Source organism: Accumulibacter sp., assembly GCF_029255125.1.
Lineage (GTDB): Bacteria > Pseudomonadota > Gammaproteobacteria > Burkholderiales > Rhodocyclaceae > Accumulibacter.
The window spans coordinates 1-15,710 of record NZ_JAPUVR010000142.1 but is presented as its reverse complement, the minus strand read 5'-3'; the positions used below and the strand labels follow the sequence as shown (position 1 = coordinate 15,710).

The following is a 15,710-nucleotide window of genomic DNA, read 5'->3' as shown; positions in this document are numbered from 1 at the left end:
CCCTCGGCTTCGCCGACCGCGACTACTGGCGCCTCGTCCGGCGCACTGTCCGTCGGCGAATCACCAGCCAGTGTTGGCCTTGCGCGACCGGTGGCGGTTGTCATGCCCCGCGCCTTGCACGTTGTTCGCGCGATCCGGTCAACACGGGTGTTTCGCTATCGACTGTCATTGACGTTCTGGACGTCGGTTCGATTCGGTATCCAAGCACGGTCTTGCGCATCCAGCGGTGCAAGGCAGTCGCCGCCCGTCGGCCGGCGTCGACCGTGGCTTGCCAGTACGCGTCGACCGCCTGCCGACGCAGTTCGTGCGCGCGCAGACGCGCGAGCTCGTGTACGCGCCCGAGCTGTTCGCTATGCGCTTGTGCGGACTTCAGATTCTTCATGGCTGGTTTCCCTGTTCGAGTATCGTGGCAAGCACTCTAATGGTGCCTCAGCGTCTGGGAAATCAGTCCGGTCGGAAAACGCTTTTGCGTTTTCTGCAAAACGGCGCATACTCAGCGCATGCAGTTGCAGCTTGACGATCTCGCCCTGTTCGCTCGTATCGCGGAGTTGGGAACGCTCTCGGCGGTGGCGCGCGAGCGCAATGTTCCCGTCAGCCAGGTCAGTCGCTCGTTGACGCGGCTCGAGGCCGTCTGTGGAGCGCGTTTGCTGCATCGCAGCACGCACGGTCTGAGTCTGACCGACGAAGGTGATACGCTGCTTGCTTACAGTCGCCGCCTGCTGGAGACGAGCGCGGAACTCGCTGCCGAACTCCATAGCAAGAGCCGCGGTCCGAGCGGCTGGGTGCGAGTCAGCGTCAGTGTCGTCGTTGCCGAGATGCTAATCGTGCCCAGTTTGCCGGATCTTTGCCAACGGTATCCGCAGTTGCGTATCGATATTTGCGCCGACGATCGCTTGGTCGACATGGCGCGTGACGGGATCGACATCGCGATTCGTACCGGTCAGGCGGGTAGTGACAAGCTGGTGGCGAGGCAGATAGGCCACTTTGGCCGAACGTTGGTGGCGTCACCGTCGTACCTGCAGCGTTTCGGCCGACCGCTTTCGGTGAGCGATCTCAACGCGCATCGGCTGATCGCGCACAGTACCAATCCCAAACTCAACCGCTGGCCGGTGCGCGGCCGGGAGCCAGACGCTGCCTATCTCGTCCGGCCGCACGCGCGTAGCGACAACGCTGCCTTGCTGCTCGCGCTGGCGCGCGAGGGGGTGGGCATAGCCCGCGTCTGGGATGCATTGGCTGAGCGCTTCATCCGTCGCGGCGAACTCGTGGCATTGCTGCAGGACGAACTCGAAGCGCAGCGGCTGCCGATTTTCGCGGTGGTTCTGCAGGAGCGGCACCGCTTGCCGAAGATCAGGGCGTGTATCGACTACTGGGCGGAGTGGCTTGCACAACAGCAGATGGCGGCGACCTGATCCGGCACTGGTCGGCAACGGCGAGCGCGCCGGCTATCCGCCGGCATGGCGACAGTGCACGATCGATCCGCGAACGTTTCGTCCGTCAGAAACACGGCCGGCTGCGCAGGTGGGCATACGCTATGGCGGTGATCGGCTTGGCTACACAGCCAAGAGCACGGACGGCCTGCCTCTGAGGGCGGAAATCGGGCGTGGGTGAGGCGGCTCTGCGGCGCGCCGCAGGCCTTGGCCAATCGGCCAGGCGACTCTGCGCGCGCTGATCGACCTCGATGACGCTCGCTCAGAGGGATCAGGGCGGCGAATAGAGATGCAGACTGGTGGCGGCCGGCAACGGGGCAAGCAGCCCCTGTTCGCGCAGCCATATGGCGTCGGCTTCCATTCCCTGGTGCGCGACGAATCGGGCCAGATGGTCGAGGCGTTCGCGCGAAGCGCATCGATCGAGCAGATCGGCGAACGCCTGCGCACGTTCCACCGGCGCGAATCCGCCGGCCGAGCGTTCGACTTCGTGCAGAACGGCGAGTGGTCCGCAGGCGAGCAGTGTGCAAAGCTCGGCAAGCGCGATGCGGATGAACGCACGCTCAGCGCCGGTCAGCCGGCTGGCGTCGAAATGCGCGACGCCGGCGGCGTAATGCAGTCCTTCGTCGTGCGCGATGGCGGCGAATACGCGCGTCGCGCCGGCGTCGAGCGACGCGGTGGCCAGCCGCCGGTAATGCGAGATTCCCCAGCCTTCGAGCACGATCTGCAACAGGTAGGATTGCGCCAAGGGGCTCGCTTCGCGGACCAGGCGGGCGAGCAGACCGGCGAACGCAGCGGGTGTGCTGGACTCGACAACGGTGGGCTGCAGGCCGGACAGCCAGCGGTGATGGCGCGCTTCTTCGGCGGCGATCAGGCAGTAGACCTGCTTCTCGATGAGGTTTTCGGCGGCGAGTACGCGCTTGGCGGAATAGTCCATCGCCTGCGCCTCGACGCCCAGCGCCTCGCCAAGCACGTTCGCCGTGCACCGCGCGAGCAGAGCGTCGCGCTCGACCTGCTTGGCCGAGTGCCAGAAGCGCGTGTACGGCAGACGAAAGAACGCCGCATTCCAGGTGTCGCGCCGATCGTCCGCGGGGTCAGCGGACAGGTCGGTGGACCTTCGCCGCGCCATCCGGCGGCAAACCGATTCGAGCGTCGGGCGGGTCATCGCGCGCGCAGGCCGAAGAGGCGCCGGGCGAGCGCCTTGCTCAACGCGAGGTAAGCGGGCGCTGGCAGGAGGCGTAGGAGAAGGGCCGTCAAGCGTGCGTCGCGGCCGATCGTTTGACGGAAAGGCGCCGGCGGCCGCGTCGCTGTGCGCACGATCAAAGCGGCGACGCGCTCGGGTGCCTGGGCGCGCTGCGCCAGCCGCGCGCGCGTCGCAGCAAACTTCTCCGCCAGCACGCGATACGGGCTGGCGGACGCATCGACCATTCTCATCTGGCGGCCAAAATTGCTGCGCGTACTGCCCGGTTCGACGAGGTGCACGCGCACGCCTTGCCCCTGGGTTTCGAGCAGCAGCGACTCGCTCCAGCCTTCGAGCCCGAATTTCGACGCGCAGTAGGCGCCCTGCCAGGCAAATCCGGTGCGGCCGAGGATCGACGAGACGTTGATGATGCAGCCTTGCGCGGCGCGCAGCGCGGGCAGCAGGGCGGCGGTCAGGAGCGCCGGAGCGATCAGGTTGACGGCCATCTGGTGGTGCCAGTCGGCCTCGCTGAGCAGTTCGAGCGCGCCGCTCTGCGCATAGCCGGCGTTATTCACCAGAACGTCGAGGCGCCCGGCGAACTCGCGCGCGAGCAGCTCGACGAGCGCCTGACGATCCTGCGCCGAAGCGGGGTCGAGGCGGATCGGCCGGATCGTTTCGGAAGCGGGAATCTTCTCCGGAAAACGCGTTCCGGCGAGCACCTGCCATCCCAGGTCGGCGAAGGCGCGCGCCGTCGCCGCGCCGATGCCGCCCGAGGCTCCGCTGACCAGCACTGTGCCAGGTTTCATTCGCTGCTCCAGTCGAGGCTTGCTTGCTGTTCATAATGCCGGATGAAGGCGATCACCGAGCGGTCGGCGGCGATCGGATGGCGCAGGTTGAAGCGGATGCTCTGGAAGATGCGCGTGTCGCCAAACGCGAAGTAGCGCGCGCCAGCGCGCGTCAACCAGAGGACCAGCGTGTCGCGCAGGCGGCCGAGCAGGCCGGCGTGGCGTCGGGTCAGGGCGACCGTATAGCCCTCGGTTCCGCCGTCGGACGAACGCCGCAGGGCGAACAGCACGTGCAGGTGGAGGAAGTCCGGGCCGAAGCTGGCCACGCCGACGTGTCCGTACCAGTAGCTCAGCTCGTAGTACAGCGTGTCGCGATAGCAGCGGTGCAGCAGCCGGCCGAGCCAGTGGGTGCGGGGCATCTGGCCGGTGTTGCGAAAGGTGATCGCGTGTCGGTCATGCGCTGCCGCTTGCAGGCAGAGAATGTCGCCGGGCAAGCGATGCACCGTCCGGAAGTGCTGTTCGTCGATGGCGTTTACCATGACCACGTTGGGATGGCAAGCTTTGTGGAAGCGGTTGCCGAGCATGCTGCGCACGGCGGTGGGTTCGATGCTCGGTGGTGCGGGCTGAAACGCTCCGGGCGAGGCGCCGGGCCAGACCCAGATCAGTCCGTAGCGCTCGATCGCCGGCCACGCGCGCAGGCTGGCGCCGGCTCCCGGCTGGTGGGCCAGACAGGGGATGTGCGAACAGCGCCCGTCGGCCTCGAAACGCCAGTTGTGGAAGAAGCAGCGCAGCGCTTCTCCCTCAACCTTGCCTTCGGCGAGGTGAGCGCCCATGTGCGGGCAATGCGCATCGAAAATGCGCACCGCGCCGCTCGCCGAGCGCCAGACGGCGAGCGGCCGGCCCGCCAGCTCGACCGCCTTGACCCGGCCGGCCGGCAAGTCGTCCGAGGCGAGCACCCAATACCAGCCCTCGACCAGCACCGCCTGGTTGAAGTTTGTCCGCTTGCCTATTTCGAGCATGCCGGAACCTCGCGTTCGGCGTCGGCCAGGCCCTTGAGAAACAGACGGCGGCCGACCGGCTTCAGGTTGGCGGGAGCCAGCTCGCACAGACAGCACAGTTCGTCGCCTTGCGCGTAGCCGGGGTTGCGTGCCAGGAAGAAGCGAACCGCCGGCAGCCGGAGTTCGCGCGCCGAGATCTCGGCCAGCGGCTGGCGCAGGTGCCCGCGTGACGCGGCAAAGCGGACGACACCGCTGTGCGGGTCGAAATTCTCTCCGAAGTGCTCGCGTGCGAGTTGATCGAGCAGGCTGGCTTCGAACGGCGGGCGGGCTTCGCTCCAACTCGGGTAAAAACGGCAGGCGAAGGCGGGCAGATAGCGGAAGGTTCTTGGCCCCTTCGAAATCAGGAACCAGAAGTGGCGCAGTTCGGGCTGCTCGCCGTGCAGGCGTCCGGCCAGACGCAGCCAGTTGAAAGCCAGTTCCTGCTCGCCCCAGTAATCGCGCTCGATCACCGTGTCGCCGGAGAAGAGAATCCGGCAGCGCGTCGCGGCATGCTCGCGCTGGTAGACCTGCAGCGTCGAAAAGCCCCTGAGTGTCCCGCCGAAGTCGCGCAGCAGCAGAACCCAGTCCTTCGCCGCCAGGTCTTGCGCGAAGCGGCTGCTCGTCGTCGCTGCGTAATGGCGCTCGAACAGCGTGTACATCTGCGCCGTCGTTGCCGCGTCGAGCGCCGAGCGGGCCCGGATTTCGCAAGTCAGCATCGGCGCAGCGCCAGTTGCCGCGTGACCAGCCAGGCGAGGCAGCCGACGGCAAAGCCGCCAGCGACATCGAGCAGGCGGTGCTGCCGCGTGGTCAGCGTGGACAGCGCGATCGCCAGCCACCAGGCGGGCGCCAGCACGCGCCAGAGTGCCCCACGTCGAGCGAGCAGCGAACAGGCGATCAGCGAGAGCGCGACGTGCAGTGACGGGAAGCAGTTGCCCGGTACGTCGAAGAAGTAGAGCCAGCGCCAGACGATCGCCAGCGAGGTTTCGCCGGCGCTCATCGTCTGCCCGACGGTCGTCGGCCAGATGACGAAAACCAGCGCGCTGGCGATCGTCGCACCGAGCATCGCGTAGTAGGCGCGCGTCAGGCGCTCTTCGTCGGCTTCGCTGAGCAGCGTGGCGGGGAGCAGGATGAACTGGCTCAGGTAGACCCAGATGCTCGCCGCCGATTCCGGGATGTAGAGATCGAGCGCGCTGGGCGCAAGCACGCTGGCCCGCTGGTGCGACAGCTGGAAGCTGCCGAGATAAAGGACCAGGAAACAGAGATAGCCGACGAGCAGCGCCCGGCCGACGTTGGCGCGCGTGATCCGGGGCAGACGCGCCAGACCGCGGCTCATCGGCGGACGAGCGACTGGACGCGAGCGATCTCGCCGCGGTAACGGCCGCAGACGACAAGCAGCGCCAGGCGGGTCAAGGCGAGCAGGGCGCGCCAGGAAAAGAGCGCGTCGCGGCCGTCGACGTGCGTTGCTTCGAAGCGTGCGTGGCCAAACTGTCCGAGCACGTTCGACAGCGGGACGCCGAGCAGCCACCAGTAATCGAGCGTCGCGGCGGCGAGCGCGGCCGAGCCGTACATGATGAACACGGCGAGCACGTGCAGCCGGATATTCGGCCAGCGGCGGTGCTTCATGACGAAGATGTCCCAGTAGTCGGTCAGGCCGTGGTCGAAGTTGAGATCGTCGATGCGGTTTCGGTAGCGCTGGCGCACCGCAGCCAGGCCGCGGATCGGCGAACGCCGCGCGAGCAGGCGCCCGGCTTTGTTGCGGCCGAGCGCGGCAAGCGGCTGCCCGTCGGCGACGAGCTGCTGGCCGTTCACGAAGACCGCGCGCACCGGCGGCCGGGCCTCGCGGTTGACCATGCGCAGCGCACCGGCGAGCGCCGGGTCGTTCACCAGCAGCGGTTCGGGTCGGGGGGTGCGTAGTGCGGCCGGATCGAGCAGGACGATATCGGCCCGCCGGCCGGGAGCGACGACCCCGGCGTCCAGGTTAAGCCAGGCAGCGGGTTCGCCGGTGACGCGGGCAATCGCGCGTTCGGGCGACAGGAAGCCCGTCTGCACCGCCTGCCGGAGCAGCGAGATCGCACCGTCGTAATAGGCGAGATTGCGGCAGTGTGCGCCGGCGTCGGTAAATCCGGGCAGGATGTAGCGCTGCGCCATCAGCGCATGACGGATCGACCGTCGGTTGTTGGCGCTCGAGGCGACCCAGACGAAGTCCTCGTCGGCGCTTGCCAGCAGGTCGATGAACACTTCGATCGGCGGCCGGTGCAGGGCTGCGGCGACCTCGGCCACGCTGCGTCCCTGCCATTCGCTGGTCGGCGCCTGGACGATGACGATGCGCGAAAAATCGCGATGGAAGGTCTTCATGCCCGGGCGCTGCCAGTCGGACGCGAAACGCTGGCGAAAGCCGGGGCGCTGCCAGAGCGCTCGCCGTTCTCGCGCCTCGCGCAGATTGTTCAACTCGACGCCGGTGGCGAACTCCTCGAACAGCGGGGTGAGCGGCCCGGCGGAGACGATCGTGAAGGGCTCGGCGAGCGTCTGCATGCGCAGGTTGTTGCCGGCCAGCTTGTTGTACGCCCACAGGAAAGGCGCGTAGATGCGCCACAGTGCCGGTTGCGTATCGAGATCGAGCGCGGAGAGCAAGGTCATGCGCAAGGGTGGGCGGCGGAACGAAGCGGCGCCGAGCTTGAGAATGTTCCACACTGAGGAGGAGCGTTCCGGATTCGGCGTCACCTGGAAAACGGCATCGCGTTCGCGACACGCTTCGGCAAGCGCCGCGTACTCGTCATAGTCGGCGTGGTGCGAGGGGAGCGCGCGACCCGCCCAGACGCCGCCGATTTTGTGCCAATGGACCATGTCAACCGACAGGCCGCAAAAGCCGGCGTCGATTCCCTCGGCGGCCAGCGCCTGCATGGCGGCAATCTCGTCGGCCCGTGCCAGCCCGCCGACACTGCGCGCCAGTCCCATGACCTGCACGCGCAGCGCGCTATGGCCGAGCAGGGCGGCGACATTGGGCCCGAGCGGCAACTGCTCGAGGTGCGCCAGGTACTCGGCGAACGACTGCCAGCGCCTGCCCTGGCGCAACCAGCACTCGATCAGTTGCGCCGGCAGCGTTTCGACGCGCTGAAAGATGCTTGCCAGGTCGGCCGGTTCGCCGCAGGCGACCGACAGGCTGCAGTTGCCGATCAGCACGGTGGTGACGCCGTGCCGGACCGACTCGCCCAGCCCCGGGTTGACTTCGACTTCGAGGTCGTAGTGCGTGTGGATGTCAACGAAGCCTGGCGTGAGCCAGAGCCCGGTCGCATCGATCCGGCGTGGTGCGGGTTGATCGATGCGGCTCGCTACCTGTTCGATCAGCCCGTCGCGAATGCCGACGGAAAGTCGTTCGGGCGGGTGCCCGACGCCGTCGAATACCAGCGCGTTATCGATGACCAGGTCAAGCACCGATCGAGGGTCCAGTCTGCGCATACAACCGGCGCGGGGTGGGCGAAAAAGCAAGCGTCGGGCCGACGCGTCGGCTATTGTTGCCAAGACCTGCGGGCGGTGCAAGCGCTTTCGACAGGGCCGACGAATCATGCCCGACGAGCGACTGCCGGCGGCGTTTCGACGCCGCAGAGGTGGCGCCAGACATCCACGCCGCGTGCGCTTGCGCCAGGCACTGTCGACATTTCTTACACTTGCCAGGGTGCTTGCACTTGGCATGCCGGTGTAAAGGGCTGGTATTATGTTGCAGTTCATTCTCTGGCACTGTTTTTGCTTTTCTGCGCCGGCAAAATGAACTGGAGGGAATTCAAGACATGTCGCGCAAGCTTCTTCATACTGTGCTGCCGCTACTGGCAGGCCTCGTTGCCGCTCCCGCACAGGCGCTGATCATTACGCACTCCGGTCTGACGACGAGTGCTTCGCACTGCTACCTGGGCTGCACCAACAACCCGGCGAACGCCTACGACCATACCAACATCCTGGATGGCGACTGGGGACAGACCGGCAATACCGGCTTAAATGCGTGGAATTCGGGTTTCTACGGGGGCTGGGTGCAGGTTGATTTCGGCCAGAGCTACGTCCTCGACCGCGTCGAGCTGTACGCCTGGCTCAACACTTACGACCCATTCACCCTGAGCGTGAGCGGCGACGGTGCCAGTTGGTCAAGCCTCGCGGTCGGCGGTTATCACCCCGAAGCAAACCTCAGCTACACCGGAGCGTCCGGTACGGCCAGCCGCAGCGACGACTGGGGAGCCGTCTATGCCACCAGCCTGGGTAACCTGGCCGCCGACCTGCAGGGGCGTTATCTTCGCTACTCGGTCAACGCGGGTTCTCCGCATTGGGGCTACCTCTTCGAACTGGTCGTTGACGGTCATCTGCCGAGCAGTTCGGGAACGACGGGCAGCGGTTCTTCCGGCAGCGGTACGGGCAGTGGTCCCGGGGGCACGGCAAATGCGCTGCCCGAGCCGAACAATCTTGCCCTCTTCGGTCTGGCCTCGGCTTTGCTGGCCGCATCGTTGCGTCGGCGGGGACGGCGGCAGGTTTAGCCGGCACATGCTCGCGAGCGCGTCGGCGCGGCCATGTGCGCATGACTGCGCTCGCTCGACGGGCGGGCTCACTCGTCCGGTCGAAGGAGTTTTTCGATCTCGGCGATGTCCTTCTCGGCGAGGACTCCTGCGGCAAGCTTGAGGCGCAGACTGCCGACGAGAAACTCGTAACGCGCCTGGGCGAGGTCACGCTGGGCGACGAACATCTGTCGCTCGGCGTCGAGCACGTCGGTGTTCGTGCGGATGCCTGCGGCCATGCCGCGCTTCGTACCTTCGCTGGCCACGCGGCTGGCCTCGACCGCCTTTTGATACGCGCCGATCCGGTCGATTCCGGTGACGGCAGCGAGGAACTGACGCCTGACCTCGATCTGGACCTCGGTGCTCACGGCTTCCAGCTCGGCCCGCGTGCGCTCGCGATTGGCGACTGCCTGTTCGGCGAGTGCGCTGACTCGCCCGCCGGCGTAGACCGGAATGTTGAGTTGCACGCCGAGGCTGTTGATTCTCGTCCGCTGATTGAGCGTTGAGATGGTTTCATTTTCCGAGCGGCTGGCACGGGCAACCAGGTCGAGTTGCGGCAGGTGACCCGCGCGAACTCGCTCGATGTCCAGGCCAGCCAGCTCGAATGCCTTGCGCCGTGCGCGCAACTCCGGACTGTTGTTCTCGGCCAGCGCCAACCATTCCTCGATTCCCGCCGGCTGCAGAGCGGGTGCAACAAAATCGGGACGCAGAACCCATAGGCGGCCACTCGGCTTGCCGGTCATGACGGCGAGCGCGTGTGTGGCAACCAGCAGGCGATCGGCCGCGTCGGCGCGCCCGGCGCGTGCGAGCTGCATGCGCGATTCGGCTTCGGCGACCTCGGTGACCGTCCCCTCGCCGCCCTTGCGTCGTCGCTGCGCGAGTTCGCGCTGTGCCTCGTAGGCGGTGATTTCGGCCTCGGCCAAGCTCAGCCGCTCGACCGAAAAGAGCGCTTCGAAGTACGCTGCCGCCAGCTTCACCGTCATCTCGCCTTCCTTGCGGTCGAAGACGGCGTCGCTGTACGCGGCCTGTACGCCGCCCTGCTGGTAGCGCACGAATGCTTCGTAGTTGAACAGCGGTTGGCGCAGGGTGAGCGCTGCTTGCTTGTCGGCGTAGTCGAGATCCTCCGTCCGCGTGTTCGTCGTCGATTCACGTTCGCCGCGGTTTTTCGAGTAGGACGCGCTGATTGCGACGACCGGCAGCAGGCTGGAGCGGCCTATGGCAATCGCCTGCTGCCCGGCTTCACGCTCGTAGCGCGCCGCACGAAAAGTCGGGTCGTTGGCGCGCGCCGCCAGATACGCGTCGAGCAGGCCACCGGCGAGGGCGCCTGTCGAAGATAGCACCAGTGTGCCGGCAGCCAGAGCCTGAAGACTGCGCCGCATGGTCACTCCTCGGTAAGCGCCGAACGCATGCGGTCGGCGAGGGGTTTGAACAGATAGTTGAGCATCGTGCGCTCGCCTGTCTTGATGAAAACCTCGGCCGGCATGCCGGGTTTGATATCGTGCGTCACCAGCTTCTTCATGCCAGCGGCGGTGACCACGACCTGACCGCGGTAGTGCGGAGGCACCTTTCCCTGCGGGTCGTTGGTCGCGTCGGCGGCAACCTGCGAAAACTCGCCGGGGATTTGTGGCGTCGTACGCTGGTTGAACGCGGGGAAAGTGATTTCCACTGGCAGGCCGATTCTCACTTTGTCGATCAGGTGCGTAGGAATCTGTACGTCGATACGCAGCGGCTCGTTCTTCGGGACCACGTCCATCAGCGGCGTGCCGGCGGGCAGCACGCCGCCGACCGTATGCACGTTCAAACCGACGACGATGCCGTTCGCCGGTGAGCGTATGTCCGTGTTCGCCAGGTCGAAGGCGAGCCCTTCCAGTCGGCTTTCCAGCGATCGCGCTTCCTTCTGCGTCTCGGCGAGCGCGTTTTCGACCTCCTTCCGGTAATCCTGCTCGCGCGCCACGATACGCATGCGGGTTTCCGCAATCGTTTGCTGCGTCCGGCCGAGGTTGCCAAAATCCTCGGAAATCGCGCCGCCCAGCTGCGCCAGCAGCCGCTCCTGTTCGGACAGGCGATTGCGCGGCAGGTAGCCTTCGGCCGCCAGATCGCGCAGCCCCTGCAATTCCTCGAGCAACAGTCGCATCTGCTCTTCCTTCGCCCGCCGCGCCGCGTCAATTCCTTTGGCGGACGACTGCAGACCGGCAAGCGTGTTCTTGAGGGCGCTCAGTTCGGCCTGCAGGCCAGCCTGCCGCGAGCGCAGCAGATGCGTCTGCACGGCCATTGCGCTCGCTGCGCGCGGGTCGTCCTGCTCGCGCAGGAGATCTTCCGGGAAGCTGATTTCGTTTCGTCCCTGCATGTCGGCAAGCAGGCGCGCCTCCGCCGCCTTGGCGACAAACCATTGACTGCGCGCCATTTCGTGTTGCGAGCGGGCCTGCGTCGGGTCGAGGCGGACGACGACATCGCCCGCCGTTACTTCGTCGCCATCCTTGACGACGATCGCTTCCACCTTGCCTGCACCGAGGTTCTGCACCGTCTTGCGGTTGCCGCTGACGACGACCTGGCCGCTGGCGGGTACTCCCTGGTCGAGCGGGGCGATCCCGGCCCAGAGGAGAAAGCCGCCCAGACCGGCGGCAAGGACCAGCCAGCCGAGGCGTGCGACGCGCCCGAAATTGATGTCGATCGGCGCGCTCGCCGCGGTGCCCTGGCCGTTGGGAACCTCGCTGAGGTCAGTGATGTCGTCCGTCTTGTTCGCTTGCTGCAACATTTCTCTCGCCGTTCTCAAGTCAGGCGGTTCAGGCGCCAGGGGTCGACGCCGTGGCCGGCAGGCCGGCGGCGGGCGGGTTTGTCGGGGCAACGCCGCGTGCGCCTGCCGCCGCCGCAGCGGGCGGCGGAGCTGCGCGCATGGCAGCCAGAATTTGATCGCGTGGCCCGTGTGCCTTGACCGTCCCTTCATGCAGAACGAGGATGCTGTCGGCGACGGCAACCGTCGTCATACGGTGGGTGATGATCACCACCGTCCGTTGTCTTGCCTTCAGGCGGCGCAGCGTTTCGGCGAGGGCGAATTCGCCCTGGTCGTCGAGATTGGAGTTCGGTTCGTCGAGAACGATCAGCGCCGGGTCGCCGTAGAGCGCACGGGCCAGCGCGATGCGCTGCTTCTGGCCGCCGGAGAGCACGCTGCCGCCGTCACCGAGAGGGGTGTCGTAGCCGTTCGGGAGCTGCAGAATCAGTTGATGTACGCCCGCCGCTTGCGCCGCAGCGAGGACCTGGTCAGCGTCTACCGGCCCGAAGCGGGCGATGTTCTCGGCCACCGTGCCGTCGAACAACTCGATGTCTTGTGGCAGGTATCCCAGGTAAGGACCGAGTTCGTCCTTGTTCCACTTGAACACCTCGGCTCCATCGAGACGGACGGAACCGGCCAGCGGCGGCCAGACGCCGACGAGCAGACGAGCCAGCGTCGACTTGCCCGAGGCGCTCGGCCCAATGACCGCGACCACCTCGCCCGCCGTCAGCTTGAAAGTGACGTTTCGGAGGATGGGCCGCTTGCTGCCCGGCGCCGCGGTGGTCGCATCTTCCACGCTGACTTCGCCCAGCGGTCGCGGCAACGGCATGCCGAGCGGTCGCGCCGGGTAGGTCTGGAGCAGGGTCGTCAGGCGCTGGTAGGCGGCGCGCGCCGAAACGAGCTGCTTCCAGTTGGCGATCAAGGTCTCAACCGGTGCGAGCGTTCGTCCGACGAGGATCGAACCGGCAATCATCATGCCTGAGGTCACCTGGTCCTCGATCGCGAGCAGCGCGCCAAGACCGAGGGCGAGCGACTGCAGCGAGATGCGCACGAAGCGCGTCAGCGCATTGAGCATGCCCGCCCGGTCGCTGGCCAGCGCCTGTTGGGCAAGGAACTTACGGTGCAACTGGAACCAGCGCTCGCGGACTGCCGGCAACATGCCCATGGCTTCGATCACTTCCGCGTTGCGCAGATGGTTGTTGGCCTGGGCGCCCGCCGCCATGCCGAGCTTCTGTGCTTGACTCAGCGGTGCAGCCGAAACGCGTTCATTGAGCACCGCGAGGACGACGAGCAGGGCCACGCCGAGCAGAGCGAAGACGCCAAGCTGGACGTGCAGCATGAAGATCACGACCAGATAGACCGGCATCCAGGGCGCGTCGAGCAGCGCGACCAGGCCGGCGCCGCTCAAGGTCTGGCGGACCGACGACAGGTCACCGAGCGCCTGCGCTGGATTCTGCCCTGCGTGGCGCAGGTTGCGTTCAAAGGTTGCGTTGAAGACACGCGTGTTGGTATCGACATCGAGCCGTCCGCCGATGCGGACAAGAACCATCGAACGTATCCATTCGAGCAGCGACATCAGAGCGAACAGGCCGAGCGTGATCAGGGTCAGCATCAGCAGCGTCGTCACGTTGCGACTGCCCAGCGCACGATCGTAAATCTGCAGCATGTACATCGAAGGTGCGAGCATCAGCAGATTGATGAAAAAGCTGAATGCGCCGACGGTCGCGAAGGCCTGGCGAAACGACAGCAGCGCCTGCGCGAGTTCGGGGCGTTGCGAAGGCTCAATCATTGGGGGTCTTTCTCGCGCACAGGTTCAGCGCGCTGCGCGCGCCACAAGGCGCTGGGTGGTCGGAATGCGGCAGTGAGCCGGACAACTACTGTGCACTGTTCGTCCGGACAGCAAAACCTCGATCATCGCAGAAGCCTGGTCACGGGTCCACCCCCGCGGCCATGCGCGGGTTGCTCCTGCGCCGCAAGAAGGGGTCGTCCACCGCTTTTTGCGGGCTACGTTCGCTAGGCTCGATGAGATGCATGGCAGCGAATGCTAGAGGACTATCGCGAGTGGCTGAGGGAGGTGTCGTACGCGTGGCAGCGAGGAAGGCAGTCGCCGCAGAGCACAGCTGACAACCCATATTCTCCTCCGTGCGCGGCTCGGCCGCACGTGCTCTTTTTGGCAGTTCCTCTGTCATTTCGGCACCTGTCGCTTTCGCCTCGGCGTGTGCGCCGCCGCCGTCTGGCCATACTGCTTTGCGCCGCCCCTTGCCCAGCAACCGCCGCTCATGCAGCCAGCCACTGGGATCAGTGGCCGCTTCCGGTTCACGGGTGGTTCGCCTGGCGGGTCTTGTGCATCGATTCGTGAAATTACACACAGACAGCGTGGTTGGCGAAGCTATTCTTCGCAGCGTCATCGGCGCCCCTCCCGGGCGACTTCCAGTATCTGCCCATGGAGCCTTTTTCAAAGGCCCGGCAATAGTATAAATTATCGACATAATTACCGCCTTGTCATAGACCGCGTGCGAGCCCGGGCGGTCTTCGATGGGTCGGCTTTGCCGAGCCGGCAGCAGCCTTCTGCCGAGCGGATTTGCCTTTCCGCAGACCTGCTGAGGAACCACCCTCGGCTGACCGCGGACGCGCTTTACGCCTCGCCGAACATTCTCCCGGTCCAACCGCGAGCTCTTCAGCGAAGCGCCTCCGGGGCGAGTCAAGCGGGCGGGCGAAGCAATGCGGGAACAGCGCACGGGAGCACAGCAGTATGCGCAGCTCCTACCCCGCTCTTCCCAACGACCCAGCGATAAATCATGTCCTTGCTGCGGAAGCCCCTGATCGCTCCCATAGCAGATCGGCGGGAACGTAAAAATGCATTTACTTTCTTTGGCTTGCAGAAATGGGGCGAGGGACCATGTGGAGCACCGGCGGGCGATTGTCAGCGAAAGCAGGGTCGACGTCGGGTAGTGATCGAATCGGCGTCGTCTTCGGGTGCAGTACGCACTTGCTTTGCCGGGCTTGGCGTCAGGGCGCTGCCGCGCGGCTTGGTCAAGGCCGGCAAGAGTCGGCAAGAAACTGAGCAAGTGGCAGCCGCCACCAAAAGAAGAATTATTGGCAACTCGATAGGGAGAGAGGCCGCAGCACTTGGCGTGTCTGGCTGTACCGGAACGCAGCAACAGGTTTTCCGCTCCGCGGAAAAATTCGCAACTGTCCAACGTCATCCGCTTCAACTGAAGTACCGCAGGAATTATGGTGGTGTCATTGATGCGGCTGGCGCCCAGCTTGCTCCCCGCATCACGGCGCATTTGGCATCTTGCTAACGCCACCCCCAACGTACGTTTTTGGAGAAAGTTCTCATGCACAAACTCATTTCACTGCTCGCTCTGTCATCTCTTGCCCTGCCTGTCCTGGCTGAACCGATTCTCGTCGTGCCGGAGCCCGAGTCATTGTCGTTGCTGGCCGTCGCGGCCGTTGCCATGCTGGCGACCGTTGTCCGGCGTGGCAGGAAGTAAGAGAAGGCAAGGCGGGGAGGCCGTCCGGCTTCCCCGTTTCGGCGTTTCCCACGACCAGCCTGCCGTTGATTGCCAGAGAGCGGTTTGCCAATGTCGGTGACGTTCGGGAGACGCATGCACATCCAGTGCCTCTGTATCGCCAGGCGGCACTTGGCGCGAACGCGCAGGCCCCGGGAAAAGACCTGCTGGAGTTCGTGAAAACTTCGCCAGGCGCCCACACAACGAGAAAAAACAATACACGAGATCAGCTTGCACGCCGCGCAAGCGTGATCCGCCAATTTACCGAACCGTCGTCCGGGGCACGCTCGCGCCGCGGTCGACGGACAGCCTTACTTGCCTTATCCGAATGAGGAGTTTTCCTGATGTCCCAGCCGCCCATTGTTACCATGAAACTCAGCTATCCGGGGTCGCTGCTCGACCCCAGCCTGTTCGATCTGAGTTTTGTCTCGTCTTCGGTCTTCGGGCCGGACCCCTTCGACGCG

13 protein-coding genes are annotated in these 15,710 nt (G+C 65.6%); 3 read left to right on the top strand and 10 right to left on the bottom strand.

What is annotated here, in order from left to right; all coding sequences use genetic code 11:
* Positions 1-100: 100 nt before the first annotated feature.
* Entirely contained in the window at positions 101-382 is a 282-nt protein-coding gene (locus tag Q1L59_RS15920) for a hypothetical protein (RefSeq protein WP_300334080.1), read from the bottom strand.
* A 118-nt stretch (positions 383-500) separates the two neighbouring features.
* On the opposite strand from Q1L59_RS15920, the gene Q1L59_RS15915 reads away from it, so the two are divergent.
* Positions 501-1,409 (top strand): LysR family transcriptional regulator, encoded by a 909-nt coding sequence (locus tag Q1L59_RS15915; protein WP_300334078.1) that lies wholly within the window; start codon positions 501-503, stop codon positions 1,407-1,409.
* Positions 1,410-1,698: 289 nt separating this feature from the next.
* Here Q1L59_RS15915 and Q1L59_RS15910 read toward each other — a convergent pair whose 3' ends face one another.
* The 6 genes from Q1L59_RS15910 to Q1L59_RS15885 are packed head-to-tail and all read right to left on the bottom strand — an operon-like array spanning position 1,699 to position 7,858.
* Entirely contained in the window at positions 1,699-2,589 is an 891-nt protein-coding gene (locus tag Q1L59_RS15910; RefSeq protein ID WP_300334075.1) for a ferritin-like domain-containing protein, read from the bottom strand.
* Complete coding sequence (locus Q1L59_RS15905; RefSeq protein WP_300334073.1) at positions 2,586-3,410, bottom strand: SDR family NAD(P)-dependent oxidoreductase; 825 nt, start codon at positions 3,408-3,410, stop codon at positions 2,586-2,588. The genes Q1L59_RS15910 and Q1L59_RS15905 overlap by 4 nt, the downstream gene beginning before the upstream one ends.
* Positions 3,407-4,408: an aromatic ring-hydroxylating dioxygenase subunit alpha gene (locus Q1L59_RS15900; RefSeq protein WP_300334071.1), complete on the bottom strand. Its 1,002-nt coding sequence runs from the start codon at positions 4,406-4,408 to the stop codon at positions 3,407-3,409. Before Q1L59_RS15900 ends, Q1L59_RS15905 begins: the two co-directional genes overlap by 4 nt.
* Positions 4,396-5,142 carry a hypothetical protein gene (locus Q1L59_RS15895; protein WP_300334069.1) on the bottom strand — a complete coding sequence of 249 codons (747 nt, stop codon included), beginning with the start codon at positions 5,140-5,142 and terminating at the stop codon, positions 4,396-4,398. The genes Q1L59_RS15900 and Q1L59_RS15895 overlap by 13 nt, the downstream gene beginning before the upstream one ends.
* Positions 5,136-5,759, bottom strand: a complete 624-nt coding sequence (locus Q1L59_RS15890; protein WP_300334066.1) for a phosphatase PAP2 family protein — start codon at positions 5,757-5,759, stop codon at positions 5,136-5,138. The genes Q1L59_RS15895 and Q1L59_RS15890 overlap by 7 nt, the downstream gene beginning before the upstream one ends.
* On the bottom strand, positions 5,756-7,858 hold the full coding sequence (locus Q1L59_RS15885; RefSeq protein WP_300334063.1) for an amidohydrolase family protein: 2,103 nt from the start codon (positions 7,856-7,858) through the stop codon (positions 5,756-5,758). Before Q1L59_RS15885 ends, Q1L59_RS15890 begins: the two co-directional genes overlap by 4 nt.
* Before the next feature lie 353 nt (positions 7,859-8,211).
* Between Q1L59_RS15885 and Q1L59_RS15880 the strand changes: the two genes are divergently transcribed.
* Complete coding sequence (locus Q1L59_RS15880; RefSeq protein ID WP_300334060.1) at positions 8,212-8,943, top strand: discoidin domain-containing protein; 732 nt, start codon at positions 8,212-8,214, stop codon at positions 8,941-8,943.
* Positions 8,944-9,011: 68 nt separating this feature from the next.
* Here the strand turns inward: Q1L59_RS15880 and Q1L59_RS15875 are convergent, their stop codons facing one another.
* From Q1L59_RS15875 to Q1L59_RS15865, 3 genes are read right to left on the bottom strand one after another with little or no spacing between them, the layout of a single operon-like run.
* Positions 9,012-10,340, bottom strand: a complete 1,329-nt coding sequence (locus tag Q1L59_RS15875) for a TolC family outer membrane protein (RefSeq protein ID WP_300334057.1) — start codon at positions 10,338-10,340, stop codon at positions 9,012-9,014.
* Between the two features lie 2 nt (positions 10,341-10,342).
* A complete protein-coding gene (locus tag Q1L59_RS15870) occupies positions 10,343-11,716 on the bottom strand; it encodes an HlyD family type I secretion periplasmic adaptor subunit (RefSeq protein ID WP_300334054.1) in 1,374 nt (457 codons plus the stop codon).
* Positions 11,717-11,744: 28 nt separating this feature from the next.
* Positions 11,745-13,520, bottom strand: coding sequence for a type I secretion system permease/ATPase (locus Q1L59_RS15865; protein ID WP_300334053.1), 1,776 nt, complete (start codon positions 13,518-13,520; stop codon positions 11,745-11,747).
* Between the two features lie 1,552 nt (positions 13,521-15,072).
* On the opposite strand from Q1L59_RS15865, the gene Q1L59_RS15860 reads away from it, so the two are divergent.
* Positions 15,073-15,228, top strand: a complete 156-nt coding sequence (locus Q1L59_RS15860) for a PEP-CTERM sorting domain-containing protein (RefSeq protein WP_300334050.1) — start codon at positions 15,073-15,075, stop codon at positions 15,226-15,228.
* Positions 15,229-15,710: the final 482 nt, after the last annotated feature.